Origin of the sequence: Pseudomonas sp. BF-R-24 (assembly GCF_019947335.1) — a bacterium.
GTDB lineage: Bacteria > Pseudomonadota > Gammaproteobacteria > Pseudomonadales > Pseudomonadaceae > Aquipseudomonas > Aquipseudomonas jessenii.
The window spans coordinates 1-25,639 of the sequence record NZ_JAGYGG010000054.1; the positions used below are offsets into that span (position 1 = coordinate 1).

At 59.2% G+C, this 25,639-nt stretch carries 23 protein-coding genes; 9 read left to right on the plus strand and 14 right to left on the minus strand.

The genetic code is table 11. The features are described 5' to 3' along the window. Positions 1-491: 491 nt before the first annotated feature. From KGA98_RS26445 to KGA98_RS26455, 3 genes are all read left to right on the plus strand, one after another. Positions 492-977 carry an adenosine-specific kinase gene (locus KGA98_RS26445; RefSeq protein WP_223504548.1) on the plus strand — a complete coding sequence of 162 codons (486 nt, stop codon included), beginning with the start codon at positions 492-494 and terminating at the stop codon, positions 975-977. 332 nt (positions 978-1,309) lie between these two features. Then, positions 1,310-2,119 (plus strand): glycosyltransferase, encoded by an 810-nt coding sequence (locus KGA98_RS26450; RefSeq protein WP_218498387.1) that lies wholly within the window; start codon positions 1,310-1,312, stop codon positions 2,117-2,119. Between the two features lie 84 nt (positions 2,120-2,203). Then, positions 2,204-3,007: a 2OG-Fe(II) oxygenase gene (locus tag KGA98_RS26455; protein ID WP_057715371.1), complete on the plus strand. Its 804-nt coding sequence runs from the start codon at positions 2,204-2,206 to the stop codon at positions 3,005-3,007. Positions 3,008-3,099: 92 nt separating this feature from the next. Here the strand turns inward: KGA98_RS26455 and KGA98_RS26460 are convergent, their stop codons facing one another. The 4 genes from KGA98_RS26460 to KGA98_RS26475 form a co-directional block, all read right to left on the minus strand. Further along, on the minus strand, positions 3,100-3,849 hold the full coding sequence (locus KGA98_RS26460; protein ID WP_057715372.1) for a hypothetical protein: 750 nt from the start codon (positions 3,847-3,849) through the stop codon (positions 3,100-3,102). Between the two features lie 102 nt (positions 3,850-3,951). After that, entirely contained in the window at positions 3,952-5,538 is a 1,587-nt protein-coding gene (locus KGA98_RS26465; RefSeq protein WP_223504550.1) for a DUF5666 domain-containing protein, read from the minus strand. Continuing rightward, a complete protein-coding gene (locus KGA98_RS26470; RefSeq protein ID WP_223504552.1) occupies positions 5,535-6,377 on the minus strand; it encodes a DUF6502 family protein in 843 nt (280 codons plus the stop codon). Before KGA98_RS26470 ends, KGA98_RS26465 begins: the two co-directional genes overlap by 4 nt. A 218-nt stretch (positions 6,378-6,595) precedes the next feature. Beyond that, complete coding sequence (locus KGA98_RS26475) at positions 6,596-7,168, minus strand: hypothetical protein (protein WP_223504554.1); 573 nt, start codon at positions 7,166-7,168, stop codon at positions 6,596-6,598. Positions 7,169-7,435: 267 nt separating this feature from the next. Between KGA98_RS26475 and KGA98_RS26480 the strand changes: the two genes are divergently transcribed. Together KGA98_RS26480 and KGA98_RS26485 are read left to right on the plus strand one after the other, a co-directional pair. After that, on the plus strand, positions 7,436-8,068 hold the full coding sequence (locus KGA98_RS26480; RefSeq protein WP_223504556.1) for a dihydrofolate reductase family protein: 633 nt from the start codon (positions 7,436-7,438) through the stop codon (positions 8,066-8,068). 90 nt (positions 8,069-8,158) lie between these two features. Further along, positions 8,159-8,965, plus strand: a complete 807-nt coding sequence (locus KGA98_RS26485; protein ID WP_223504559.1) for a glycosyltransferase family 2 protein — start codon at positions 8,159-8,161, stop codon at positions 8,963-8,965. A gap of 75 nt (positions 8,966-9,040) precedes the next feature. Here the strand turns inward: KGA98_RS26485 and KGA98_RS26490 are convergent, their stop codons facing one another. The 3 genes from KGA98_RS26490 to mqo form a co-directional block, all read right to left on the minus strand. Next, on the minus strand, positions 9,041-9,679 hold the full coding sequence (locus KGA98_RS26490; protein ID WP_223504562.1) for a c-type cytochrome: 639 nt from the start codon (positions 9,677-9,679) through the stop codon (positions 9,041-9,043). Positions 9,680-9,689: 10 nt separating this feature from the next. Then, positions 9,690-10,949, minus strand: a complete 1,260-nt coding sequence (locus KGA98_RS26495) for a molybdopterin-dependent oxidoreductase (protein ID WP_223504564.1) — start codon at positions 10,947-10,949, stop codon at positions 9,690-9,692. Between the two features lie 636 nt (positions 10,950-11,585). Then, the gene (gene mqo / locus KGA98_RS26500) at positions 11,586-13,232 is read right to left on the minus strand and encodes a malate dehydrogenase (quinone) (RefSeq protein WP_150815240.1); all 1,647 of its coding nucleotides are present in this window, start codon (positions 13,230-13,232) and stop codon (positions 11,586-11,588) included. A gap of 391 nt (positions 13,233-13,623) precedes the next feature. Here mqo and ilvD point away from each other — a divergent pair, with 391 nt between their 5' ends. Continuing rightward, positions 13,624-15,306 (plus strand): dihydroxy-acid dehydratase, encoded by a 1,683-nt coding sequence (gene ilvD, locus KGA98_RS26505; RefSeq protein ID WP_223504567.1) that lies wholly within the window; start codon positions 13,624-13,626, stop codon positions 15,304-15,306. Positions 15,307-15,496: 190 nt separating this feature from the next. Here ilvD and KGA98_RS26510 read toward each other — a convergent pair whose 3' ends face one another. After that, complete coding sequence (locus KGA98_RS26510; protein WP_223504569.1) at positions 15,497-16,147, minus strand: DUF2238 domain-containing protein; 651 nt, start codon at positions 16,145-16,147, stop codon at positions 15,497-15,499. 157 nt (positions 16,148-16,304) lie between these two features. On the opposite strand from KGA98_RS26510, the gene KGA98_RS26515 reads away from it, so the two are divergent. Next, a complete protein-coding gene (locus KGA98_RS26515; RefSeq protein ID WP_223504571.1) occupies positions 16,305-16,736 on the plus strand; it encodes a nuclear transport factor 2 family protein in 432 nt (143 codons plus the stop codon). 268 nt (positions 16,737-17,004) lie between these two features. On the opposite strand, the gene KGA98_RS26520 is transcribed toward KGA98_RS26515, so the two are convergent. Next, positions 17,005-17,820 (minus strand): AraC family transcriptional regulator, encoded by an 816-nt coding sequence (locus tag KGA98_RS26520; protein WP_223504573.1) that lies wholly within the window; start codon positions 17,818-17,820, stop codon positions 17,005-17,007. 134 nt (positions 17,821-17,954) lie between these two features. Here KGA98_RS26520 and KGA98_RS26525 point away from each other — a divergent pair, with 134 nt between their 5' ends. Next, positions 17,955-18,473, plus strand: a complete 519-nt coding sequence (locus tag KGA98_RS26525; RefSeq protein WP_223504575.1) for a carboxymuconolactone decarboxylase family protein — start codon at positions 17,955-17,957, stop codon at positions 18,471-18,473. Between the two features lie 183 nt (positions 18,474-18,656). On the opposite strand, the gene KGA98_RS26530 is transcribed toward KGA98_RS26525, so the two are convergent. Both KGA98_RS26530 and KGA98_RS26535 read right to left on the minus strand, forming a co-directional pair. Next, positions 18,657-19,745 (minus strand): polyamine ABC transporter substrate-binding protein, encoded by a 1,089-nt coding sequence (locus tag KGA98_RS26530; protein ID WP_159389718.1) that lies wholly within the window; start codon positions 19,743-19,745, stop codon positions 18,657-18,659. A 54-nt stretch (positions 19,746-19,799) separates the two neighbouring features. Next, positions 19,800-21,101 (minus strand): NAD(P)/FAD-dependent oxidoreductase, encoded by a 1,302-nt coding sequence (locus KGA98_RS26535; RefSeq protein ID WP_223504577.1) that lies wholly within the window; start codon positions 21,099-21,101, stop codon positions 19,800-19,802. A gap of 163 nt (positions 21,102-21,264) precedes the next feature. Between KGA98_RS26535 and KGA98_RS26540 the strand changes: the two genes are divergently transcribed. Next, a complete protein-coding gene (locus tag KGA98_RS26540) occupies positions 21,265-22,164 on the plus strand; it encodes a LysR family transcriptional regulator (protein ID WP_223504579.1) in 900 nt (299 codons plus the stop codon). 121 nt (positions 22,165-22,285) lie between these two features. Here the strand turns inward: KGA98_RS26540 and KGA98_RS26545 are convergent, their stop codons facing one another. From KGA98_RS26545 to KGA98_RS26555, 3 genes are read right to left on the minus strand one after another with little or no spacing between them, the layout of a single operon-like run. After that, on the minus strand, positions 22,286-23,794 hold the full coding sequence (locus tag KGA98_RS26545) for a tripartite tricarboxylate transporter permease (protein WP_223504581.1): 1,509 nt from the start codon (positions 23,792-23,794) through the stop codon (positions 22,286-22,288). 15 nt (positions 23,795-23,809) lie between these two features. Beyond that, the gene (locus tag KGA98_RS26550) at positions 23,810-24,292 is read right to left on the minus strand and encodes a tripartite tricarboxylate transporter TctB family protein (protein WP_223504583.1); all 483 of its coding nucleotides are present in this window, start codon (positions 24,290-24,292) and stop codon (positions 23,810-23,812) included. A gap of 1 nt (position 24,293) precedes the next feature. After that, positions 24,294-25,259, minus strand: a complete 966-nt coding sequence (locus KGA98_RS26555; RefSeq protein ID WP_223504585.1) for a Bug family tripartite tricarboxylate transporter substrate binding protein — start codon at positions 25,257-25,259, stop codon at positions 24,294-24,296. Positions 25,260-25,639: the final 380 nt, after the last annotated feature.

A 25,639-nucleotide genomic window follows, 5' to 3' on the forward strand; every position in this document is an offset into this window, starting at 1 on the left:
CCACCACCGCCGCTGCCGCCATCTTTGGCATACACGCTGGAGAAACTACTGATGTAATCGGGCACCAGGACAGTCGATGCCGACAGTACCCCGCCTATTGCCAGAGCCAACAAACATTTCTTGAGCAGCATGATGCACCTCCGATTGGAGTTGCGTTTTCACCTCCGTATCGAACGCAATGTCCAGTGAGTTCCCGGCCGCCCATTGGAGCGGCCCGCCAACCGGCACGGCCATCAATCTGCAGCAATAGCGAGCCACTGCGGTATCCGTACGGTCCCTCAAAGCCAGCTGGTATCTATGCGTGGGAAATATTCCCACACATCTTAGATTAGTACCCTCAGCCCAAGTGTCAACGACCACATATCAGGTCCAAGGCACGCGTTGAGCAATTGGCCAAAAACAGACAGAGGACGCAGCAATAACCAATGAGTAGCTATGCTTTGGTTTGTGGCCAGGCTCTCCTGGCAACATCGTGAAAGGAGGCGTTTGAAATGCAACTCATCACGTTGAAAATCGAAAAGCCGGATGCGACGAACTTCATTCTGGGCCAGACGCACTTCATCAAGTCCGTCGAGGACATCCACGAAGCGCTGGTCAATACCGTGCCAGGTATCCAGTTTGGCGTGGCCTTTTGTGAAGCCTCTGGTCAATGCCTGGTGAGATGGTCTGGCACCGATAGCTCAATGATTGAACTTGCACAGAAAAATGCGAAAGCCATCGCCGCCGGCCATAGCTTCATCATTTTCCTGGGCGACGGTTACTATCCGCTGAACGTGTTGAACACCATCAAAATGGTTCCAGAGGTATGCCGTATTTTTTGTGCAACAGCCAATCCAACCGAAGTGATTCTCGCTGAGACGCAGCAAGGGCGAGCGATCCTTGGTGTAGTGGATGGCTTTTGTGCCAATGACATCGAAGGCGATGAAGACATCCTGTGGCGCAAGAACCTGTTGCGGCAGATTGGCTACAAGCAGTGAATTGCAGAACGTGCTGGCACACCACATGACGTAACAAATTGCCTGAATGCCTTGCGCAAGAGCAGTTCACACCGTCCCGGGATGCTGGCCCGGCCAGCCTCCTGATGTAACGAATCAAGTCAAAATGTTTACCTGCAGAGCAGATCCTTATACGATGAAGTCCGCTTCTACCGCTCTCCATCGGGTCTGAGCAGCCCGTGGTTATTATGCATGACAAAGCGACTTAACAAACTGTGCTCTATGGCCATGCAAGTTTTTGCGCGGCGAACAAGAAAAAATTGTATACAAATTAATTCATACAATTAAATAGAATAACATTGAGCACCTGAACGATGAACAACCCTGACTTACTGACTGAAAACTCCAAAACCTTCAGCGTAGTAATAGTAAATTACAAAACACCTGAAATCACCAAGATATGCCTGGACTTATTACACCAGCATTTTGGCAGCAACAGCGTCCCGGTATGGGTGGTTGACAACTATTCCGCCGATGAGAGCACTGAGTACTTACGAACGCTTGACTGGATCAATTTGATTGAACGCTCTGTTTCTGAACCAGAAGCAGGTCATATTGCCCATGGCAAGGCACTTGACCTGGTTCTCGAGCGTATTGATACCGATTATTTATTCCTGATGCACACCGATACATTTGTTTTCGACAAGAATGTTTTTCCGATGATGCTGAATAAATGCTTGAAAAACCCAAAAGTCGTGGCCGTCGGTTGTGTCGAGCAAATTAACCGCGGCACCGCCAGAACTGTCTGGCGCTATAGCTCACGACTATTCAAGCATCACTTCAGACGCCTGAAAATCTCCATGGGATTGCGCTCCAGAGAACCAAAGCCGTACAAAGAAGTCTACTTGAAAAGTTTCTGCACATTGTGGAACTGCAAACTTGTAAAACAGCACAACATGCACTTTTCGATGGATGATCGCGTGCCAGGCTATACGCTTCAGGACCGCATGACCGAACTGGGTTATGCCGTTGAAATGCTATCACCCCGTAAAATTTTCAGCTATCTGGATCACATTCAGTCCGGCACTGTTGCAGCGGTTGGCGGCTATGCTAAAAATCATAGACGAACCAAAATGTACAACAACATCCTTAAGCGTCTGAACAAGGACGACAGAACAAATTGAGTTGCGAATAGACGCAACGAGCAGTGCATTCAACGCTGCATGAAGTCACCCACAGGTTTTTTATATCAGGTCATTGGAGCGGTAATGGCACCCATCACTCAGGCACTACCTATCACCCTGTCCCCGGAGCTTGATTTCGACCAGAATGCCGCCAGCGCCTTTGGTGCCTCATTGACCGATAGCTATGTTCAGGCTACGCCATTTCCGCACATAGTCATCGACAACTTCTTGCACGAAGACCTGATTGCGAGCATCTGCTCGCATTTCCCGGTCGAGCCAACCAACAACGAAATGCTCTACGAGCGCGGCTATAAAGGTCAACGCAAACGTCAAATCAGTCCCAACGAATGCGACCCTTATTTGAAGACTGTTTTCAACGCCTTTAACTCGGCCCCCATGTTGCAGTTTCTTGAAAAGCTCACAGGCATCGAAGGTTTGATACCCGACCCCTACTTTACCGGTGGCGGCCTGCACGAAACGAAAAGCGGTGGTTTCCTGGGGGTGCACTCGGACTTCCGGCTCAACAAAAAACTTAACGTTGAACGCAGACTGAACATCATCATTTATCTGAATGAAGACTGGCAAGAGGAATACGGCGGCAACCTGGAACTTTGGGATGTCGGCATGAAGACCTGCCTTAAAAAAGTCCTGCCCATCTACAATCGCTGTGTCATTTTCAACACAGACAAGGACAGCAATCATGGGCACCCGGAGCCTTTAACGACTCCGGAACACATCACCCGCAGGTCTATTGCGCTTTATTACTACACCGCGGGAACCATGGCGATCGATCCGGCACAAAGAAACAAAACCCACTACAAACCAAGGCCCAAGGATCGTTTGAGCCTGAAGTACTACATCAATAAACTGATCAAGAAGAAAAACTGAACTGCAAAACGCCCGGGAGTGAGGCAAGGGCCTGAGTCGAGGCGGTGAAACGCATCAATGCTGGAAGTAACCTGACAGGCAATGGCCAGGAATCAGAAAGCGTGGCTGAGCAACAGCCCGGCCTCGCCGTCCGGGCTGGCGTCGGAAAAGCCCTTGACGGCATATAACTGAAACTTCCATTCCTGATTGAGCTTGTGCGTGAGGAAGAGCGTCAGTTCCTTGATTTCGTCACCCGTGGAAACGACCTTCTGCCGCCAGTCGTATGACACGCCCGCCGTGGTGCGCACGAACACGGGCATGGCAAAGCCCAGGCCGGCGAATATCGGGTTGTCGAAGTCGGAGCCCGACGGGTCGCCGAACTTTTTCCAGCCCAGGGTCGCGAACCCGGTCACAGGACCGAAGGCTTTGGCGACATCGACCTGGGCGGAATAGTCGGTTTTGCCGGTGCCCAGGCACTCGTCTTCGTCGGCGGTTGGCAACTTGACCTTGCCGATCAGGTCCACGAACAGCCCGCCAACGCTGCCGTCCAGCACGGCATAGTCGGCACCGGCAACGGTGTCGCCCAGACCGCTTTCCACCTTGCCGCAGCCGCCGGGCAGCGGCTCGCCGTCAGGGCCGACCGAAGGATTGGTGATGCGCAGCCAGGGCACGGTGAGCTTGTAGGTCATGGGGCCGGTTTCGTATCTGCCCACCAGCGGGACGTACCATGTTTCGGAGGTCGTACCGGTGCCATAGTCGCCTCGTGAGTAGTCGGTTCCGATCGAGGTCGTAAAGGTATCGGCCAAGGTCGGCAAGGCCAGGCTGGCAAGCCAACCGACGAGCAGGATGCGCTTGGGATCCATGTTCACCTCGTGTCTGACGTCATCGAAGTTCACACGCATGTTTTGTTGCGTGACTTACCCAGCCTAGTTACTTATGACGAAAGTGCATCATGACTGCACTGCTTAACCCGACTTGCCAGAGCGATCGACTTTTTCAACCGGCTCGACTTTTTCGACCTTCTCAACTTTTTCTGGCCGATCAACTTTCTCGACTTTCTCCGGACGTTCGACTTTCTCCACCTTCTCTACCTTCTCTACCTTCTCTACCCTCTCCACTTTCTCGATTTTGCCGGATTGCTCGACCCTCTCGACTCGCTCTGACTTGCCGGACTTGTCCACATCCACGTCCACGTCCACGTCCACTCGTTCAATCTTGTCGCCACCGCCATGACTGTCACTCCCCCCGTGGCGAGTATCGTCGACAACGCGGCCTTCGCTCTCGGAGCGGCCGCTCCTGTCACCGCCCGAGCTCCCTGAACTCCCCGAGCTGTCAGAGTTGCCGGAGTTGTCGGAGCCGCTTGAGTCAATCGAGTTGCCCGAGCCACTTGAGTCGTCGGTGTCTTGCTCGCTGGTGCCGTGTCGTCCGTGCCGGTTGCTCGCTGGCGAATCGGAGCGATCGCGGGGCAATTCAATACGCGTTGCCTGCACCTCCCGCGCGCCGGTGAACACGCCGTTGATCCGCACCCGTCGATCCAGCGCCAGCTCCGAAGCCTGCACACCGACAAACACGGTGTCGTGCGCCAGCGTCACATTAATGCCGCCCACCACCAAATGGCGGTCCTGCCGGCTCTGTACCAGGCCCTCGATCACCGCATTGTGTGCCCGGCCAATGAAAGGCAGGCTCGGATCGGGGCGGCTTTGGTTCACGTCCAGCTCGCGGCCGGACCAATGGCCGCGCACCAGCATTTCCTGCGCCGGGCCTGGGTGATTGCTGAGCTTGAGCCCCTGGAGATAGCCACTGCGATCCACCGGGCCGATGGCACTGGCCTCCTTGAGGCCGGGCGCCCGATCGATGCGGCTGGCCACCACTTCGCCACGAGCATCGCGCAGCCCGCTGACCCGCACGGGATCCCCCGGACGCAGGCCGGCAGCGACCTGGGCACCGTTGGCCAGGCGTACCGGTTGCCCCATGACGCGCATGGGCATGGAGTCGCGCGGCAGGGCTGTCAAAGGGCCTTCGTAGGCGTGCAGGATAGAAATGCGCCCGGCCTCCAGACCACGCCGGGAATTGAACGCTTCCACGGCAACCACTTGGCCTACCGCCAGGCGGGCACTGGAGCTGGCGATGCCGTTCTCGCTGACAGGAACGTTTTTGTTGAAGTGCACTTCCACACCATTGACGCAGATCGAGGCGAACCCGGTGATGGTGCCGACAATGCCGGTGCCACCGATTCCTCCGTTATCGTTGCTGATGCCCGCGCCACCCACTCCGCCTGCAACGGCACCGGTGCCGCCAATGCCGCCAGGGCTCTTTTTCAGTGGTGCGCCGGTACCACCGATCCCGCCGTTGTCGGTGTCGATGCCGGTACCGCCCATGCCGCCAGGTGCTACGCCCGTGCCGCCGGTGCCACCAGGTGCCTGGATGACCGGCACTTCGCTGGTGCCCGCATCATTCTGGCTGACACAGGCTGGGGCGGCTTGCAACAAACTTGCAAGCCCGAGGCCCAGAACGAGGGCGACTGCACGAATCAGGCGCAATTTGACGGTCATGGTTCAGGGGCTGTTGGCGAATTGGGATCGGAAGCTTCAGTGTAGAAGTACAAGCCGACTGTGATGCGCTGGCGCGGTTCAAGGCTGGGCAGGTCCCGGAACTCCAGTTCGGCGGCAAGTCGGTTGAAGCTCAACAGGGCCTGCATTCCCTCGCTGGCCACGGCCTCGCGTAACGCCTCGACGCTCATCGGGGCCAGTGCGTCATAGTGGACGCTGCGTTCAAAAAAGGCCGGGGCTTCGCTGCTCAGGTTGTGAACCGCAGCGCAAGCATGATCGTGCAGATTGTGCCCCAGGTAAGCCGCTTTCTCATCGAAGCCCTTTTGTGGCACAAAGGCCTGGGCTTCAAGGTGCACGCGCTCTTGTTCGTCAAGGCGCACGACCCCCAGGCGCAGCCACTCGTCCAGCACCACCCGCGCCCTGATATCCGTGCTGACCTTCGCCACCAAGGCGTCAAAGGAGCGGTCGCCGCCGACACTGGCCAATCGAGGCAACGGCAGTGGCTGGCCGGCGTCGTTGCAGAAAGGCGCGCTGGCCCAGGCGTTGACCAGTTGTGCACCAAACGTGATGTTTTCCGGAAGCGTGGAAGCAGCCGGGTCACCGGTATTGCGCAAGCGCCGTACATCTTTGCGGTGCACACCGGTGAGCAGGCTGATGCGGCTGTCGGTCGGTGCCTTCTCGCCCAGGCGGAACTCACGGTCCGCCACTTCGACGAAAACCTCCTTGAGCAGGTCGGCAAACACCAGGTAGGTGACGCCTTTGCGCAGCATCAGGCGTACCAGCGGCTGCATGACATGTCGCAAGGCTTTGAGGAGCGAGGTGGGCAGCGTTGACGATTGCATTCAGCGAATTCCTGGGTAGATAACCCCAGTATAGCCGCGTGGGAAATAATCCCATGAATTTACCGAGAGCCGTGCCAACGCAATACCCGTTGCAATCCGGGAGCAGCTTGGGAGCAACTCGTCAGTCTTACAGTTTCGCCTGAATTCATGCGCGGGAACTTTTCCCGCGCAATGAAGCTGGCCCGAGTTTACAGGTATGAAATACGCTGTGTTGATCGCTACCCCGGTACCGAGTTTTTTTGCGCACCGACACTGCCCGCCCTGCCGGCAACTGCCAGTGCCACGCAACAGGCCAGTAACGAGAATGCGGCGAATGCGCCCATCACATGCAGGTAAGGCAACACGTGATTCCAGGCTCGAGCCACGCCCAGGAAAGCGGCGAATAGCCAACCGCTCATGGAAAGCGCACCCAACAAGGCGAGCCGCGTGCGGCCTGCACTGCGCAGTGCGACGAATGGAGCCTTTTGCAGCAGCGGGAAGCCGACTCGATGCAAGAGTGCACCGTTGAGGCTCAGCAGCGCGACGACCGTCACCTTGGCCCAGAGTTTCTGATTGAGCAGATACGCGTCGCCTTCATTGAGGTAACCCTGAAGCACCAGCAACAGTCCACTTGCCCAAAGGGCCAGCAGTGCAAGGCTGACGATCTTCTGAGTTTCATCGAGGTATTCCAGCCTCGCCTGGTCCAGTATTTCCTTGCGCCAACTCCAAAGCTTGTGATCCGCCTGCAACACCCTCCCCAGGGCAATACACGTAGCGAGCAGATGACCGTACACGAGAAGCATTTTGAGCATTGCCTTGACCTTATTATTGTTTTGGCGCTGCGTTCCCTGCTTCGCTGAATTGAAACCGAATGATACAAATTTGCAATTGCACCTTCAAGACAAATCCTCGTTAACACGCACCCGCACAGACCACCATACGACTTTCGTCATATATGGGCCGCGCACTTTGTTGTCGATTTCACAGCGTCTGGTTCGACTACCTTTCAGGGAACGGTCTCAAGGAATTGCAGACTTCCCTGTCTAAACGCTTAAACCGGAATGAATCAGGAGAAGAGCATGCGCACACTGACCGTTGCCACGTTCGTGAGTCTGGACGGCGTCATGCAAGCGCCTGGCGGGCCTGAAGAGGATTCCAGTAGTGGATTCCGCTTCGGTGGCTGGATCGTGCCCTACGCCGACAAAACCACCGGCCAGGCCGTAATGGACCTGTTTTCACAGCCATTCGAGTTGCTGCTGGGGCGTCGCACCTACGACATCTTCGCCGCCTATTGGCCGAACATTCAGGCCGATTCAACCCATCACACCATCGCTGACCTGTTCAACGCCGTTCCCAAGCATGTGGCCACCCATCGCGCCGACTCGCTGGCCTGGCACAACAGTCATGCGCTGGAGGGCAACCTGGTCGACGCGATCAACGCGCTTAAACGCCAGGACGGTCCTCAGCTACTGACCCAAGGCAGCGGCGATCTGGTGCGCCAACTGCTTGCCGCCGGCCTGGTGGACGAGTTGCGGCTGATGATTCATCCCATCCTGCTGGGGCGCGGCAAGCGCCTGTTCGACGACAACGCACAAGCGTCTGCCTTCACCTTGGTGAATTCGATCAGCTCACCCGGGGGCGTGCTGATCGCCCGCTACATCCGCAGTGGCGAAGTGCGTACAGGTTCGTTCGAAGGCGTCAGGCAGCGATAGCCCGCATCTGTGTCGCCCAGGTGAAATTCAGCTTGGGCTAAGGTTGCCCCTTTAGTCTTCGACACTTTCGGGTAGTCGAGCATTTCGAAGATGGGTAGTGTCGATACAAACGCCAAGCCACCGTTCAGCATCGTTCTGGTTAATTACAAAACCCCGGAGCTCACCAGGATCTGCCTGGAACTGTTGCAGGAGCATGTCCAAAAATCAGGCATTGCGGTCTGGGTGGTCGATAACGGTTCGGCGGACGCCAGCGTCGAGTATTTGCGCTCGCTCGACTGGATCAACCTGATCGAACGCGATGCCCCCACCAAAGAACCGGGGCACATCGCCCATGGCAAAGCGCTGGACATGGCGCTGGCCAGGGTCAATACCGACTACCTGTTCCTGATGCACACCGACACATTTGTCTTCGATGCAAACGTCTTTGCGATGATGATGGACCACTGCACCAAGGATCAAAACGTCATCGCGGTCGGTTGCACGGAGCAACTCAACCGCGGACTGCCAAGGACCGTTTGGCGCTTCACTTCACGCCTGATCAAGCACCACTACCGACGCCTGAAGCAATCGCTCGGCCTGCGCTCGAAGGACCCGAAGCCCTACAAGGAAACCCACTTGAAAAGCTTTTGCACGCTATGGAATGGCAGGCTGATGAAGCAGCAGGGTTTGCATTTTCAGATCGATGACCGCGTGCCCGGTTATGAGCTGCAAGATCGCGTGATCAGGCTTGGCTACAAAGTCGTGTTCCTTTCGCCCGGCAAAATCTTCAAGTACCTGGACCACGTCCAGTCTGGCACCGTCGCTGCTGCGGGCGGATATGGCCAAGGTCATCGACGGACGAAAATGTACCAGGACATTCTCAAGCGCTTCAGTGCAACCCACTCCTCGATATCTTGAACAAACCCGCGCCCGCAAAAAAGCCCACTGACCGTCGCCGGTTCAGCGGGCTTTTCGCATCAGGCTGAGACTGACTTACTGTTGCAGGATAAAAGTCGCCAGGCTTTTCAGGTCGTCCGGGCTCAACTGCGCGAACGGCGGCATGGGCACATCCCCCCACTTTCCGCTGCCGCCGTGCTGGATGCTGGACATAAGCCTGCCCATTGCCTGCGGGTCCTTGGCATATTTGGCCGCCACATCGCGGTAGGCCGGGCCTACCACCTTGTGATCGGTCGCGTGGCAGGACAGGCAGCCATTGTTCTGCAGCAAGACCTTGGCATCGACTTTTGCCCCAGCCCCAGCCACCACCGGGGCGCTCGAGGCCGCCAGAACATCGGCATCATTGGCCTTCGCACTGCCGTAGGTCACCGCCAGGTAAGCGCCGATAACACTCACATCCCGGTCGCTGATCGGGGCACCGTACACGTGCTGCATCTTGCCCGCTTCAGCGGTCCACTGAGCCAGGCTCAGGCCTGGTGGCTGGAAGTTGATGTAGTCGGCCGAATGGCAGACGGAACACTTCTGCTGCGCCAAAGCGTAGCCAGGCATCGTGCTGGGCTTGAACGCAGCCGTTTCAGGCGGCAGCGTGATGGTCAGCGGTGCGGCGCCAGCCAGGGTCGCCAGACAAACCTGAGCCGCGCAGAGCAAGGCGGTCATGCATTTCACAAGTTTCATGCGGCCCTCCTCAGGCGACGGTCACGTGGGTAGTTTCGACGACGTGGCGGCGGTAGCCCGCTGGGTTCCAGTCAGCCTGCAGCGGTTGCGTCTCGCCAGCACTGTTGCTGGCCCGCACCATCAACGGTGTGGCGCCCTTGCCGGTAAAGGTGATCGGCAGTGTCCACTCACGAAAGGAGAAACGGCCAAGGTCCTGCCCGAGCGTGGATTCACGCCAGGTTTTTCCGCCGTCGATCGACACCTCCACCTTGTTGACCCCAACGCCACCGTCGAACGCGATGCCCTTGAGCACCACGCTTTTGTTCAGCGGCAATACATCGCCGTGTTTAACACTGGTGATGAAACTGCGGACCGGCAATCTGGAAATCGGCTGGGTTTTCGCCGCCGTGGTGCCCGGGGCAATGCAGAAGCAATCGTTATCCGGAACCCGGTAACCCTTGGCCATGAAGAAACCGTCGTAGGTGTGGTCGACGACTTCGATCTCACTCAGGTGCTTGACCCAGTACGTGCCGAAGTAGCCTGGCACCACCAGGCGAATCGGGTATCCGTTGAGAAATGGCAGGTCGGTGCCATTCATCGACCAGGCGATCATCGGCTCGCCGTCCATGGCATGGCTGATGTCCAGCGCCTTGATGAACTCCGGCGTGCTTGGCAACACCGGCTTATCGAGCCCACGGAAAGTCACTTGCCGGGCCTCGGCTTTTACTCCCGCCTTTTCCAGCACAGCCTTGAGCGGTACCCCCACCCACCGCGCGTTCCCCATGGAGCCATGGCCCAACTGAGCACCGAACACGCGAGGCATCGAGAAGCCACGGCTGTTACCCGAACACTGATTGACGGCCACCACTTCCACCGGGGCGGCAAGGGCCTTGAGCTCGGCAAGGGAAAGCGACAGCGGCGTGTCGACCAAGCCCTTGATCGTCAGGCGGTAGCTGTCCGGATCGATGCTGGTCGGGAAATTGGCCAGGTGGTAACGCACGAAAAAGGCGTCATTGGGCGTGATCGGCCCTTCATTGAACACCGGGAACGGCGTCTCCAGATGCGGCGGCCGAGTGGTCACCAGGGTCAACGGGCGTTTTTGCGGGTATTGCACCAGCGGTCGTGGGCCTGCGGCAAAGGTCACGTCTTCGACGGATTCGCTGGCCGCTGCGGATTCGTCGGCTGCCTTGGCCAGGCTTGCCAACGGCGAGGCCGCCAAAGCCAAAGTGAAAGCATCGCGTAAAACCCGCCGGCGGCTCGGCTGGCTGCTGTCTACAAAACTGAACTTCATTCTGCGCTCTCTATGATTGTTTTATTGAGATGCAACTGATTGTGGGAGCGAGCTTGCTCGCGATGATCGTTAACGAAAACGCGTGCTTACTGACTAAACGCGGCGCACTTGAGTCCATCGCGAGCCAGCTCGCTCCTACAAATTCCCGCCAGGGCGGAGAGGTATCAGGCTTACGGTTTCGCCTTACCGAGGTCGGAAAACAAACCAGTATCGTCAGGGCCAAACTGCCTGCTTCTCATTGAGCGTCAGTGACTTGACAATTGATGACAAGAACTCCTGATATGGCCGGCGTAGACACTCCGAGTTCAAAGCGCTGCCTGTGCCATCGCCCACAAAAAAACCCACTGACCGTCTCCGGTTCAGTGGGTTTTTTCACATCAGTCTAAAAACTGCCCTCGTCTGCTGCCGCCAAGGCAATGGTCTGTCCAAATTGCATAAACGCCAGCTTGTAGGAGCGAGCTTGCTCGCGATGGACGTCAACGATAACGCGCGCTGGCTGAGTGCCCGCGTTGTCCTGGCGTTTTTCGCGAGCAGGCTCGCTCCTACAGGGAATCAGGGGTATTTCGAGGGATCCGAGAGCAAAAAAGCCCACTGACCGTCGCCGGTTCAGTGGGCTTTTTTTGATTTAGCTTCTAGTTACAGAGCCATATCACTCGCAGCATTAGCCTTCGGCGCTTTCGCATCCGTATCGACAGTCACTGGCTTCACAGCCGGCGCAATCACCGCTGGTGGCGGAGTCAGTTCCAGCACCTTGGCGGTGTAGGCCCATTCTTCAGCAACCTTCTCAGGGCTGGCGTTCAGCTGGGTGCCGTAGCTCGGTACGATCTGGTGCAGTTTTGCCTGCCACTCAGGGGTCGCGACCTTGTCCTTGAACACTTTCTGCAGCACGGTCAGCATGATCGGCGCGGCGGTCGAAGCGCCTGGGGAGGCGCCCAGCAGGCCGGCGATGCTGCCGTCTTGCGAAGCGACGATTTCGGTGCCCAGTTTCAGCACGCCACCGGCGGCTTCGTCACGCTTGATGATCTGCACGCGCTGGCCGGCTTGCCACAGGCGCCAGTCTTCAGCCTTGGCGTTCGGGAAGTATTCCTTCAGGGCGTTGAGGCGGTCTTCGTCAGACAGCATCAACTGGCCTGCCAGGTACTCGACCAGCGGGTATTCCTTGATGCCGACCTTGGTCATTGGCCACACGTTGTGGGTGGTCGTGGTGGTCAGCAGGTCCAGGTACGAACCTTCTTTCAGGAACTTGGTGCTGAAGGTCGCGAACGGGCCAAACAGGATCACGCGCTTACCGTCCAGCACGCGGGTGTCCAGGTGCGGAACCGACATCGGCGGTGCACCAACGGAGGCTTTGCCGTAGGCCTTGGCCAGGTGTTGCTCGGCGATGGTCGGGTTCTCGGTTACCAGGAACGAGCCGCCTACCGGGAAGCCTGCGTATTCCTTGGCTTCAGGAATGCCGGACTTCTGCAGCAGGTGCAGGGCACCGCCGCCGGCGCCGATGAACACGAACTTGGCGTCGGTTTCGGTCTTGCTGCCGTCTTTCAGGTTTTTGTAGCTGACACGCCAGCTGCCGTCTTCGTTCCGGGTGATGTCCTGTACTTCGCTGGACAGCTTCAAGTCGAACTTCGGCGTGGTTTGCAGGTGCGCAACGAACTGGCGGGTGATTTCGCCGAAGTTCACGTCGGTACCCAGCGGGCTCCAGGTGGCCGCGATCTTCTGGCTCGGGTCACGCCCTTCCATCATCAGCGGCACCCACTTTTTGATCACAGCCGGGTCTTCGGAGTACTGCATGCCTGCGAACAGCGGGCTCGCTTGCAGGGCTTCGTAGCGTTTTTTCAGGAACTTGATGTTGTCATCGCCCCACACGAAGCTCATGTGCGGTGTGGAGTTGATGAACGAACGCGGGTTCTTCAGCACGCCTTGCTGAACCTGCCAGGCCCAGAACTGACGGGAGATCTGGAACGCTTCGTTGATTTCAACGGCCTTCGGGATCGAAACCTTGCCGTTCTCGTCTTCAGGGGTGTAGTTCAGCTCGGCCAGGGCGGAGTGACCGGTACCGGCGTTGTTCCAGCCGTTGGAGCTTTCCTGGGCGACGCCGTCGAGGCGCTCGATCATTTCCATCGAAGTGCCGGGTTCCAGCTCATTGAGCCACACACCCAGGGTCGCGCTCATGATGCCGCCGCCGATCAGCAGTACGTCGACTTTCTTGGCTTCTTCGGCCTGGGCTGTCGTCATCCCCAACGACAAGGCCAGCCCCAGCAGGGCTGTGTTCACTTTCTTAAACATCTGTAGCACCTATGATAAAACGCCATCCGCCCTTCCGTCCTCATGCGCACAACCCCGTGTTTCACGGCAGTCACGGGTGCGGCACTCAAGGATTGCAGGGTGGGCACACAAGGCCGACGAACCGCATCGACCCCACTTTAATGTCCCTTCTGAACTGACTTTTTATCTTTATTGGCTTCAGCTACTTGAGCGACAGTGATTCTGCTCGCCCGTCTCAAGGACAGGAAAACTGAATAGATCAAACCAAGTTGTCGCGAAGAATATCACGACAAGGCTTACCCGCGCGTCTGTTCCCGACCGGTTAGCCCGGGCCCGGGAGCCCGGCCTTCTATACTCATCCTGTTTTTCTCAACGAATGTGTGAGCAACAGCCATCAGCGATAGGAGCAGTCATGAGCGACAAAGACGATCTGCGCAAGTACTCCTCTCAGGTAATCGACGGCGTAGAAGCCGCACCGGCACGCGCCATGCTGCGGGCCGTGGGCTTTACCGATGCAGACTTCACCAAGCCGCAGATCGGCATCGCCTCGACCTGGGCCATGGTCACGCCCTGCAACATGCACATCGACAAGCTGGCGCTCGAAGCCGAAAAAGGCGCGAATGCCGCCGGTGCCAAGGGCGTGATCTTCAACACCATCACCATTTCCGACGGCATCGCCAACGGCACCGAAGGCATGAAGTATTCGCTGGTGTCCCGCGAGGTGATCGCCGATTCCATCGAAGTGGTCACCGGTTGCGAAGGTTTCGACGGCCTGGTGACCATCGGCGGCTGCGACAAGAACATGCCGGGGTGCCTGATCGGCATGGCGCGGCTGAACCGACCTTCGATCTTTGTCTATGGCGGCACCATCCAGCCGGGGGCTGGCCACACCGACATCATTTCCGTGTTCGAGGCCGTGGGCCAGCACGCACGGGGCGACATCAGCGAGATTCAGGTCAAGCAGATCGAGGAAGTGGCGATTCCCGGCCCCGGTTCCTGTGGCGGCATGTACACCGCCAACACCATGGCCTCGGCCATTGAAGCCTTGGGCATGAGCCTGCCCGGTTCCAGCTCCCAGGACGCCATCGGCGCCGACAAGGCCTCGGACAGTTTCCGCGCCGGCCAGCAGGTCATGGAGCTGCTCAAGCTCAACCTCAAGCCTCGCGACATCATGACCCGCAAAGCCTTCGAGAACGCCATTCGCGTGGTGATCGCCCTCGCCGGCTCGACCAACGCCGTGCTGCATCTGCTGGCCATGGCCAATGCGGTGGATGTCGAACTGACCCTGGATGACTTCGTCGAGCTGGGCAAGGTTTCCCCGGTGGTCGCCGACCTGCGCCCCAGCGGTAAATACATGATGAGCGAGCTGGTGGCCATCGGCGGCATTCAACCGCTGATGAAGCGCATGCTCGATGCCGGCATGCTGCACGGCGATGTGCTGACCGTCACCGGCCAGACCCTGGCGGAAAACCTGGCCAACGTGCCCGACTACCCGGCCGGCCAGGACGTGATCCGGCCTTTCGACCAGCCGATCAAAAAGGACTCCCACCTGGTCATTCTGCGCGGCAACCTCTCGCCCACCGGCGCCGTGGCCAAGATCACCGGCAAGGAAGGCCTGCGCTTCGAAGGCACGGCCCGGGTCTATCACGGCGAAGAAGGTGCGCTGGCCGGCATTCTCAATGGCGAAGTCCAGCCCGGCGAAGTGATCGTGATCCGTTACGAAGGACCAAAGGGCGGTCCGGGTATGCGCGAAATGCTGTCGCCGACGTCGGCGGTCATGGGCAAGGGCCTGGGCAAGGAGGTGGCGCTGATCACCGACGGGCGTTTTTCCGGTGGCTCACACGGGTTTGTGGTTGGGCATATCACGCCGGAGGCCTTTGAGGGCGGGCCGATTGCGCTGGTCGAGAATGGCGACAGGATCATCATCGATGCTGAAACCCGGCTGATCACGGTGGATGTCTCCGATGCTGTGCTGGCCGAGCGCAAGTCGCGCTGGGTGCGGCCGCCATCCAAGTACACACGCGGGGTGTTGGCCAAGTATGCGAAGACGGTTTCCAGTGCTTCGGAGGGGGCTGTGACGGACAAATACCTGTAGCCCGTAGTTTTGCGTTGTATGGTCTGCCGCCTTCGCGAGCAAGCCCGCTCCCACAGAGGATCTCCCTATGCCGAGGATCCCTTGTGGGAGCGGGCTTGCTCGCGAAGGCGTCCTGTCAGGCAACCTCTACCTCAAAACCTGAACCGATCAACCGACCGCGACAACTGCCCCGCCGAAGCCGTCCACCCGATCACCTTGCAGTCGTCACCGGTTGCTTTTGCGCCATGCCCCGCAAAGACACCAGCAACAGGCTGACAAACGCACCGGCAACCGCGATGGCCATGTCCTTTTGCGAATCCCAGGGATCGTTTTGCGCACCGACAAAGGCCTTCGCCGTGTCTTTGCCCAGGAAAGCACCGCCGATCCATTCCACCAGTTCGTACAAGGCGGATGTCGACAGCATGATGTTCAGGGTCACGAAAAACAGCCAGAACCCGCGCAGCGGCGTCAGGCGCCAGAGCACTTCGCGCACCGGATAAACCAGCAGCACCCCATAGCTCAGATGTACCAGGCGGTCGTAGTGATTGCGATGAGCACCTGTCGCCCGGTCGAAACTGAAGCCCAACCACGCCGAAGACCATTGTTCGTAAGGCACCAGGGAATAGGTGTAGTGGGCGCCCAGTTCATGCACGCACAGAAACGCAAACACCAGCGTGATGGACACCGCAGACAAGCGAAACCGGCGAGAAACCGCTACCAACGTCCCCACCAGCAACAGCACCAGCAGGTTTTCCAGCGCCCAGTCCACCCGGCTGCGGGGAGCAAAACCCGACACCACGACAACCAGCAAAAACACCATGAGCAACGTCAGGTCGTGCCGTAAACGCGGGTCAGGCTGCATGGCGCAATACCTCGAAGTCAGGGCATCGCCCTTTTAACTTCGAGGTACGGTCACCGGGCAAGTTCGCTTTTTTCCTCCATCGCATGCTACGTTGTACGATGACTGACGAATGTTCGAACAGTCATCGCGCTATCCCTACAACAACAAGGAAACACCCATGAAAAAAGCAAAAGTGCTGATCGGTTTTCTGTGCCTGTTCACCGGCTACGTCGCCGCCACCCCGGCCGCCGCGGACAAAGACGTGGCCCAGGCGGTCGACCACCTGACCCAGGCCATGCTGCACAAAGACATCCCGGAGCTGAACGCCTTGACCGCCGAGAACCTGACCTACGGGCATTCCAGCGGCAAGATCCAGGACAAGCAGGCCTTCATCGCCGACATCGAAACCGGCAAAAGCGCCTTCAAGACCCTTGAGATGCAAAACCAGACCATTACCGTCTCGGGCGATGTCGCGCTGGTCCGTCACCACTTCTCGGCGCAAGCGCTCAAAGGCACTGAGGTGGTGCCGACGGAAATCGAAAACTTCCAGATCTGGCAAAAGCAGAACGGCAAATGGCTGCTGGTAGGACGGCAGGCGTTCAAGTTCTGATGCATTGCTAAAACCACCCCATAACCTGTGGGAGCGGGCTTGCTCGCGAGGCGCAGTGTCAGTCAACCTCCCTGTTGGATGTGCCGGCCTCTTCGCGAGCAAGCCCGCTCCCACAGGAATGTTGGCCGGCCACAGAATTGGCATTCACTGAAGATCAGAACTGTGGGAGCGGGCTTGCTCGCGAAGGCGCAATGTCAGTCAACCTCCCTGTTGGGTGTGCCGGCCTCTTCACGGGCAAGCCCGCTCCCACAAAGGGGATAGACGGTGGTCAGTTGCCCCTCCATTCCCGCGGGCTGAGCCCGGTCTTGCGACGAAACGCCCGGGCCAGCGCCGAGGGGCTTTCGTAACCGACTTCCTCGGCAATCAACGCAATCGGCCGGCCCTCGCGCAAGCGCTTCTGCGCCAGGCTGATGCGCCAGCTCACAAGGTAATCCACCGGCGTTTGCCCGACCACCCGACGAAAGTGTTCGGCGAAACTGGCCCGCGACATGTTGGCGGCGACCGAAAGTTCGGCCACGCTCCAGGCCTTGGCCGGGGTTTCATGCATCAGGCTCAGAGGCCGCGCCAGGCGCGCATCGGCGAGGCCGGCCATCATGCCCGGTTGCTGGCCACCCGTACTCAGAATGTGCCGCAACAACAGAATCACCAGCAATTCAAACAACCGGTCCATTACGGCTTCACGCCCGCATGTGCCGTCAAACGCCTCGTTGAACAGCCATTCCAGAGTCCCGGCCAGTGCCGGGATTTCATCGAGCTTGAGCATCAGATAATCAGGCAGTGCCGCCGCCAGGGCATTGCCCGCGCCGCCGTCGAAATCCAGGGTCGCGCAGACCAGTTGCGTGCCGGACGCTTCTGAAGCGAACAGGCGATGCCGATAGGGTCGGGGGAAAAATATCAGGGTCGGTTCGGTCAGTTGCAGATCCGGCTGATCCCCCAACCTGAGCAGCAACTCGCCCGCCTGAAGCAGGTGCAAATGACCGCTGACCTGTTGGCCGTCGAAGGCGGTGGTGCCGCAAAACGTGCCGCTATGGAACGTGCCTGCATTGACGCCAAAGTGTGTGAGCAACGTAGACAAGCGATCCATGACAAGGCTCCCGAAGGCAGTTCTGGACGATCTGTCGCATATCCTCGACGATTTGCACCCAACAAGCCAGGTGTTCTCCCTAACATCAGCTCCGTACCCAGCGCATTCCGCGCTTCACACCACGGAGTATCACCATGACCCGCATTGCCCCGATCAGTCTGGAACACGCCACCGACGCCACCCGCCCGCTGCTGGAAGGCGTGCAGAAAAAAATCGGCTTTTTGCCCAACGTCTTCAAGGTATTGGCCCACGCCCCCGCGGTGCTGGCCTCGTACCTGCAAAACTCGGCCGCACTGGGCAAGACGTCCCTGAGCGCCACGGAAAAAGAAGCGGTGTCCCTGGCTACTTCGCAGGTCAACGGCTGCGACTACTGCCTGGCCGCTCACACGCTGTTCGCCAGCAAGGCCGGGCTGTCGAAGCAGGACATCCTCAGCGCACGACACGGTGAACTAAACGCCATAGCCACCCTCGCCCGCCAGATCACCGAAAGCCGTGGCCACCTGACCGTCGAACAGATCGCCGCTGCGCGTGCCGCCGGTATCGACGACGGCAAGATCATCGAAGTGATCGCCCATGTAGCTTCGCAGACATTGACCAACTACCTGAACAACGCCGTGCTGACCGACATCGACTTCCCGGCCATCGATGCCTGAGCCCATCTAGCGTAAATCCAGTCTGAAAAAACCTGTGGGAGCGAACCAAAACCTGTGGGAGCGAGCTTGCTCGCGATGAGGGTGTGCCAGTCGACATCATAGGTGTCTGACATACCGCTATCGCGAGCAAGCTCGCTCCCACAGGTTCAGCGTCACTTCAGATTGATCGCGATCATAAGACGATCAGGTATTGGTTTTCAGCTTGGTCCACAGCCTCGTGCTCAACCGTGCGATGGCCGCGGGCAAGTCCTCGACGGTGAACAGCTTGTCCATCACGCTTTTCGGCGGGTAGATCGCCAGGTCCTGCTTCACCGCCGGGTCAACGAAGGCATCCGCCGCACTGTTGGGGTTGGCGTAATGGATGCTGTTGCTGATGTTGGCAATCACCTTCGGCTCCAGCAGGTAGTTCATGTAGGCGTAGCCGTTGCGCTCATGGGGCGCGTTCTTGGGCATGACCACCATGTCCAGCCACAAGGTGGAACCCTCCTCCGGGATCGAGTAGGCAATATCGATCCCGTTTTTCGCCTCCCTGGCACTGGCGGCGGCCTGCACGATATCGCCGTTGAAACCGATCACCGCGCAGACGTTACCGTTGGCCAGGTCGCTGATGTACTTGGACGCATGGAAATACTGGACGTAAGGCCGGATCTTCAGCAGCGCCTGCTCGGCTTTCTTGTAGTCGGCAGGCTCATGGCTGTGGGGCGGCAGGCCCAGATAGTTAAGCGTGATCGGCAGGATCTGCGTCGGGTTGTCGATGATCGCCACCCCACATTCGCTGAGTTTCTTGATGTTGTTCTCGTCGAAAAACAGGCTCCAGGACCGGGTGACGTCGGTATTGCCGAAGATCGCCTTGATCTTCTCGACGTTGTAACCGATGCCCGCCGTGCCCCACATGTAGGGGTAGCCGTACTGGTTGCCCGGATCGTTGACCTCAAGTTTTTTCATCAACGCCGGATCGAGGTTTTTCCAGTTGGGCAACTGGCTCCGGTCGAGTTTCTGGATGGCGCCGGCCTTGATCAGGCGCGACAGGAAGTGGTTCGACGGGCTGACCACGTCATACCCGGTGTTGCCGGTCATCAGCTTCGATTCCAGCACTTCGTTGCTGTCGTGGATGTCGTAGGTCGCCTTGATCCCGGTTTCCTTGTTGAAGTTGACCAGGGTGTCGTCGGCGATGTAGCCGTTCCAGTTGGAAATATTGACGGTTTCGTCGGCATGAGTCACGGCGGAAAAGGTCGAGATCAGGGCCACAAGGGAAAGCGTATTGACGCGCATGTTGAATCACCTTCGATGGGAAGTGCTTTTGTTCTTGTTGTGAAACGGGTGTTTTCAGATTTCGCTTCTGGCCCGGACCGTCTCCACGCGCATACGCAGCATGGCACCGATGTCGAGCAAGGGCTTGGGCGGCAGCCAGCCGGGTTGTGCCCGTTGAATGACCGATTGCAGCAACGGCGAATCACGACCCGAGGCCAACTCAGCCAGCAAGCGGCCCCACAGCGTGCCCCGTGCCACGCCGGAACCATTGCACCCGGCCACGGCGAAAACGCCCTCCTCGACTTTGCCGAAATACGGCTGCCCGGAGCGCGAAGCGCTGAGATGACCGGTCCAGGTGTATTCGATGTCCTGCTCGCCGAGCATCGGGAAACGTCGTTGCAACCCCAGCACATGATGCTGGCGGCGGATCGACAATTCGCTCAATGAAAGATCCCGCGAGCGGTATTCCGCGGTGTTGCGAATCATCACCCGGCGATCCGGGGTCAGGCGCACCGTGGCGCCCAACGGGCGGGTCGACAGCACGCCCCAGGACGCTGGCGCACCAAGGGCTTGAAACTCTTGATCGCTGAGCGGCCGCGTAAGGCTGGCGCTGAGCTCCATTGCGAAAGTGCCGCTGTCATCGATGCCCGCGCGAGGGATAAAGGCGTTCAGGCAGACCAAAACCTGTTTGGCTTCGACACTGCCGTTTTGGCCCCGGGCGCGAATCCGGCCGTCGCCCAGGCGCTCAAGACCTGCGATATCGGTGTTCTCGTAGACCGTCACTGTCGGCGGCAGGGCATCGAGCAAGCCCCGAACGTACTTCGCCGGTTGCAGCAGCGCATTGCCGTTGCCGCACCAGATCGCGGCGCGGTAGTGCCGGCTGCCGAGTTTTTCAATCAATGGCTCGCCTTGCAGAAATTGCGCGCTGGCGCCAACGGCACGCAGGGTCTGCAGCTTGGCTTCGACGTGAGTCAGCTTGCGTGGGTCGCTGACGGCGAAGAAATAACCCGACTCCCTGAAGTCGCATTCGATGCCATGGCGGGTGATCTGCTTGCGGACTTCGTCGGCGGCTGCGCGGCCGATTGCCGTATCCGCTTGATACCCGGCGAACCCGGCGCTACCCACTAGTTCGCCAGCGGCGGGATGCTCATGAGCCACCACAAAACCGGAGTTGCGCGCCGAAGCGCCTTGCGCGGCACGCTGGCGGTCAACAACCACGATACGTGCCTGGGGGTGCATTTGCGCCAGAGCGTGCGCCGCACTGAGGCCGGTGATGCCAGCACCGATCACCAGCCAATCGGCTTGCTGCGCGCCTTTGAGCGGCTCGCGCAAGGGGGAACTCCCCGCTTGCGCAATCCAGCCACAGATATTTTCCATGTGTCACCTCAGGTTCTTGTTCTGCGAACCGTCTCGATCCAAAACAGCACTGCATGCAGAATTTGCATAAGCTGTATTCGAGGACGGTGGCGATGACTAGAATCTAAAGGCTCAAAACGCGTGTAACCAACGTTATTAAATCATCGAGGCATTCTGAAAACGCATGGACAAGATTCGCCACGTGCCCTCGCTGCAGGGCTTGCAGGCTTTGGTCGAGGTTGCCGGGACAGGCAGCTTCACCCAAGCGGCGCAAAAGCTCTGCCTGACCCAGAGCGCGGTGAGCCGACAGATTCAGCAACTGGAGAGCCACTTTGGCCTGCCGCTGTTTGTCAGGAGCAGCCGCAGCCTTCAACTGACCGCCGAGGGCGAACAGGTACTGGCCAGCGCCCGCAGCATCCTTGAACAGTTGCGTACCCTCGAAGACCGGCTCGCGCCGCAAAAACGCCCGTTCCGCATTCGCATGCACGTGTCACTGGCGGTGCGCTGGCTGCTGCCCAAACTGAGCGATTTCTACCGGCATCACCCGGACGTATCCCTGGCAATCGAAACCGTGGCCACCGAAGTGGTCGAGCCGGCCAGCGACAGTGACGCCTACATTTTCTATCTGCCGGAGCCGTCCACAGCGCCCGATTGCCTGACCCTGTTCGAAGAGGCATTGGTGCCCGTGTGCGCGCCAGGGCTCGGCACCAACGACCGGCCATTGGCTTCGCAAGAAGATCTGTCGGGTTTCGCGTTGCTGCACCGCTCCTCTGATCAACATGACTGGAAGGTCTGGCTGTCCGCCCATGGTGGCATGTCGCTGCATGACTACCGGCACATCCCCTTCAACCTCGACGAACTGGCACTCGATGCCGCCGCCCGGGGCCTGGGCGTGGCGATGACCGACATGACCCTGGCGGGTGAGTCGATTCAACGGGGCGAACTGGTGATTCCGTTCGGTGAGCCGTTGAAGACCCGGGGGATCTACTCGCTGTGCCTGCAACCCTCGGCGGCATCGCACCCAGCCTGCGCACCGGTCATGCAATGGTTTGCCGCGCAAACCACAACACCGCCAGTCAACTAAGCCCCAGAATCTGTGGGAGCGAGCTTGCTCGCGATGAGGGCGTGCCAGTCGGTATCACAGGTGTCTGACACACCGCTATCGCGAGCAAGCTCGCTCCCACAGGAGTTGCGCATCGCAGGACTCAATCATCCTCATGCAACTTGATGCCGCGTTTATGCAACACATAGGGCACCAGTAGCACCAGCAGCGTCAGGGCGAGGAAGAATGCCGAGATCGGTTGCGTGACGAACACCGTCCAGTCGCCCTGGCTGATGGACAAGGCGTTACGCAGTTGTTTCTCGGCCATCGGCCCCAGCAGCATGCCGACGATCACGGGGGCGACGGGAAAGTCGAAACGCCGCATCAACACCCCGCCCCAGCCAATCGCCAACATCAGTATCAGGTCGAAGGATGAGTGGCGCATGCCGTACACGCCAATGGTGGCGAATACCAGGATGCCGGCATTCAGGTATGGCCGGGGGATTTGCAGCAGTTTGACCCACAGCCCCACCAGCGGCAGGTTCAACACCAGCAGGATAACGTTGCCGATATACAGCGACGCCACCAATGTCCAGACCAGGTCGGCGGAGGTTTCGAACAGCATCGGCCCCGGTTGCAGGTTGTAGTTCTGAAACGCCGCCAGCAGGATCGCAGCGGTAGCGGACGTCGGGATGCCCAAGGTCAGCAACGGCACCAAAGACCCGGTCGCGCTGGCGTTGTTGGCCGCTTCCGGGCCGGCGACGCCTTCGATGGCGCCCTCGCCCTTGTTGGCGGAAAACTCCTTGGGGTACTTGCTGAGCTTGCGCTCGGCGGAATAGGACAAAAAGGTTGGAATCTCGGCACCACCGGCCGGAATCGAACCAAACGGGAAACCGATCAGCGTGCCCCGAAGCCACGCAGGCACCGAGCGTTTCCAGTCCGCGCGGGTCATCCACATCGAAGTCAGGCGATGCCGTCCTTCGTTTGATTCCCCTTGATAGAGCAGGCTGTACAAGGCCTCGCCCACCGCGAACAAGCCGACCGCCACCAGCACCACTTCGATGCCGTCCACCAGTTCGGGCACGCCGAGGGTGTAGCGGGCAATGCCCGAGGTCGAGTCCAGCCCGATCAAACCGATAGTCAACCCGACGCCGAGCGAAGCGAACCCGCGCAGCATCGAAGCGCCGAGCACTGCCGACACGGTGGTGAACGACAGCACCAGGATCGCGAAATATTCGGTCGGCCCAAAATTCAGGGCCAGCCTGGCCACGATGGGTGCGAACAGGGTCAGCAAAACGGTGGCGATGGTGCCGGCGACGAACGAGCCTATCGCCGCCGTTGCCAGCGCAGGTCCCGCCCGCCCGTTGCGCGCCATCAGGTTGCCTTCCAGGGCCGTGACCATGGAGGACGATTCACCGGGTGTGTTGAGCAGGATCGAGGTGGTCGAGCCACCGAACTGCGCGCCGTAATAGATACCGGCGAACATGATCAAGGCGCCGGTGGGGTCGACCTTGGCGGTGATCGGCAACAGCAGGGCCACCGTCAGCGCCGGACCGATCCCCGGCAATACGCCGATGGCGGTGCCGAGCAGGCAGCCGATGAACCCCCACATCAGATTGATCGGCGTCAGTGCCGAGGAAAACCCCATCGCCAGGCTTGAAAGAATGTCCACGGTGTCGATCTCCTTTCAAAGCCAAATGTTGATCAGCGACGGCAGGGAAACCCCCAACCCGGCGTTGAACAGCCAAAAGATCGGCAAGGTCAAGGCAATGCCGATGGCCAGGTCCCGCACGGGATGCCGGCTGCCAAACCCCCGCGCCGAGCAGGCGAACAGCAACCCGGCGGCCAGCACGAAACCGATCAGGTTGATCAGCAGGGCCACCCCCACCAACCCTCCAGTAACCCAGGCGGCTCCGGATTTACCGCCAGGGATCGCACCATTGCCGCTGTCCAGTTCGCGAAAGCCGCCGGTGAGCGCCTGATAACTGAGCAACAGGCCCACCACGCCGAGAAAGCCGGCGACGATCCAGGGATAGACGTAAGCCGGCAGAATCACGAAGCCCATCTCGGCTGGAAAGCGGTTGGCCCCCACGGCCAGCAAGGCGCTAAGGGTGATCAGTCCAAGGCCGATCGCCAATTGCGTCGGTACGATTGCGCGTGACCCGGCCATCTCAAAGCAGCCCGACCTTGACCAGCATCGCCCGCAGACGCACGTGCTCTTCGTCGACGAATTTGCCGAAGTCATCACCGGTCAACACGCTCTCGGTCCAGGCATTGGTTTTAATGTTGTCCTGCCAGACTTTGCTTTTGCTGGCGGTCACGACCGCGTCCGTCACTTCTTTACGCTGCTCGGCTGTGAGGTTCGCAGCACCGTAGACACCGCGCCAATTGCCGATGATCACGTCGTAGCCGCTTTCCTTGAGGGTCGGCGCATCGATCCCCGGGACACGCTCGGGCGCACCGATGGCCAGTACCCGGATCTGGCCGTTCTTGATGTATTGACCCAGTTCGGCGTAGCCCCCGGTGAGCACCTTGATCTGGCCGCCCAGGGTCTGGGCCACGATTTCACCCCCGCCGCCGGTGGCGATGTAATTGACCTTGTTGACCGGGACATCCAGTTTGCCAGCCAGCTCGGCGATGCCGATGTGGTCGATCGACCCCTTGGAACCACCGCCAAAGGTGACGCCAGTGGGCTTTTCCTTGAAGTCCTTGATCAGGTCATCGAGGGTCTTGTATGGCGAATCCTTGCGCACGGCAATCACGTTGTACTCGGTGAACAGCCGGGCAATGGGCGTCACATCCTTCAGGCTGATCTGCGGTTTGTTCTGTTCGATCCCCGCGACCATGATCGCGCCGACCACCAGCAATGCGTTCGGGTCACCCTTGGTGCTGTTGGCAAATTGCGCCAGCCCCAGGGTCCCGCCCGCCCCGCCCTTGTTCTCGAAGGTCACGGACTTGGCCGTATTGGCCTCGACCATGGCCTTGCCCAGCACCCGGGCGGTCTGGTCGTAACCACCGCCCACCGAACCCGGGGCCATGAATTTCACGGTATCCAGCGCGAAGGCTGGTGCGACCAGCACGGCAGCGGTCAAACCGGCGGCCATGCAGCGACTGAAACGACGGATCAAGGCGGACATGGGATCTCCTGATTACATTGTTTTTATCGGTGCCGCTTGCCCATCGAGGTGTGCGATGGACCGGGGCCTGCAAACAAGCTTAGGCCATGGATTCATGGGTTGACTTGTTTTGCTGAAACCACCCGCCAAAGGCGCCGCCCCCTTGTGGGAGCCCCCACAGGTTCTCGGTGTTCCATTGCGACAAAACAATGCTCCAGGGTACGTGTCATGGCCTAACCTCATTGGCTAAGTGACCAACAATCCGTCGAGCTCGCCGATGCGCAATGTCTTGAAGTCAATGATTTACGTCGCCTTCGCGGTTCTGGTGGCAAGCCCGGGATGGCTATTGGCGGGGGATATGGCCGACGCTCCTGCTCTTGCCCCCGCCCCCGCCCCCGCAG

What these genes read in the sequence shown, in the direction of transcription:
- KGA98_RS26525 (WP_223504575.1), top strand. Translation starts at nt 17,955, where the DNA reads ATGACCCGCATTGCCCCGATCAGTCTGGAACACGCCACCGACGCCACC.
- KGA98_RS26490 (WP_223504562.1), bottom strand. Translation starts at nt 9,679, where the DNA reads ATGAAACTTGTGAAATGCATGACCGCCTTGCTCTGCGCGGCTCAGGTT.
- KGA98_RS26520 (WP_223504573.1), bottom strand. Translation starts at nt 17,820, where the DNA reads ATGGATCGCTTGTCTACGTTGCTCACACACTTTGGCGTCAATGCAGGC.
- KGA98_RS26445 (WP_223504548.1), top strand. Translation starts at nt 492, where the DNA reads ATGCAACTCATCACGTTGAAAATCGAAAAGCCGGATGCGACGAACTTC.
- KGA98_RS26450 (WP_218498387.1), top strand. Translation starts at nt 1,310, where the DNA reads ATGAACAACCCTGACTTACTGACTGAAAACTCCAAAACCTTCAGCGTA.
- KGA98_RS26455 (WP_057715371.1), top strand. Translation starts at nt 2,204, where the DNA reads ATGGCACCCATCACTCAGGCACTACCTATCACCCTGTCCCCGGAGCTT.
- ilvD (WP_223504567.1), top strand. Translation starts at nt 13,624, where the DNA reads ATGAGCGACAAAGACGATCTGCGCAAGTACTCCTCTCAGGTAATCGAC.
- KGA98_RS26530 (WP_159389718.1), bottom strand. Translation starts at nt 19,745, where the DNA reads ATGCGCGTCAATACGCTTTCCCTTGTGGCCCTGATCTCGACCTTTTCC.
- KGA98_RS26475 (WP_223504554.1), bottom strand. Translation starts at nt 7,168, where the DNA reads ATGCTCAAAATGCTTCTCGTGTACGGTCATCTGCTCGCTACGTGTATT.
- KGA98_RS26470 (WP_223504552.1), bottom strand. Translation starts at nt 6,377, where the DNA reads ATGCAATCGTCAACGCTGCCCACCTCGCTCCTCAAAGCCTTGCGACAT.
- KGA98_RS26495 (WP_223504564.1), bottom strand. Translation starts at nt 10,949, where the DNA reads ATGAAGTTCAGTTTTGTAGACAGCAGCCAGCCGAGCCGCCGGCGGGTT.
- KGA98_RS26535 (WP_223504577.1), bottom strand. Translation starts at nt 21,101, where the DNA reads ATGGAAAATATCTGTGGCTGGATTGCGCAAGCGGGGAGTTCCCCCTTG.
- KGA98_RS26480 (WP_223504556.1), top strand. Translation starts at nt 7,436, where the DNA reads ATGCGCACACTGACCGTTGCCACGTTCGTGAGTCTGGACGGCGTCATG.
- mqo (WP_150815240.1), bottom strand. Translation starts at nt 13,232, where the DNA reads ATGTTTAAGAAAGTGAACACAGCCCTGCTGGGGCTGGCCTTGTCGTTG.
- KGA98_RS26515 (WP_223504571.1), top strand. Translation starts at nt 16,305, where the DNA reads ATGAAAAAAGCAAAAGTGCTGATCGGTTTTCTGTGCCTGTTCACCGGC.
- KGA98_RS26460 (WP_057715372.1), bottom strand. Translation starts at nt 3,849, where the DNA reads ATGGATCCCAAGCGCATCCTGCTCGTCGGTTGGCTTGCCAGCCTGGCC.
- KGA98_RS26550 (WP_223504583.1), bottom strand. Translation starts at nt 24,292, where the DNA reads ATGGCCGGGTCACGCGCAATCGTACCGACGCAATTGGCGATCGGCCTT.
- KGA98_RS26485 (WP_223504559.1), top strand. Translation starts at nt 8,159, where the DNA reads ATGGGTAGTGTCGATACAAACGCCAAGCCACCGTTCAGCATCGTTCTG.
- KGA98_RS26540 (WP_223504579.1), top strand. Translation starts at nt 21,265, where the DNA reads ATGGACAAGATTCGCCACGTGCCCTCGCTGCAGGGCTTGCAGGCTTTG.
- KGA98_RS26465 (WP_223504550.1), bottom strand. Translation starts at nt 5,538, where the DNA reads ATGACCGTCAAATTGCGCCTGATTCGTGCAGTCGCCCTCGTTCTGGGC.
- KGA98_RS26555 (WP_223504585.1), bottom strand. Translation starts at nt 25,259, where the DNA reads ATGTCCGCCTTGATCCGTCGTTTCAGTCGCTGCATGGCCGCCGGTTTG.
- KGA98_RS26510 (WP_223504569.1), bottom strand. Translation starts at nt 16,147, where the DNA reads ATGCAGCCTGACCCGCGTTTACGGCACGACCTGACGTTGCTCATGGTG.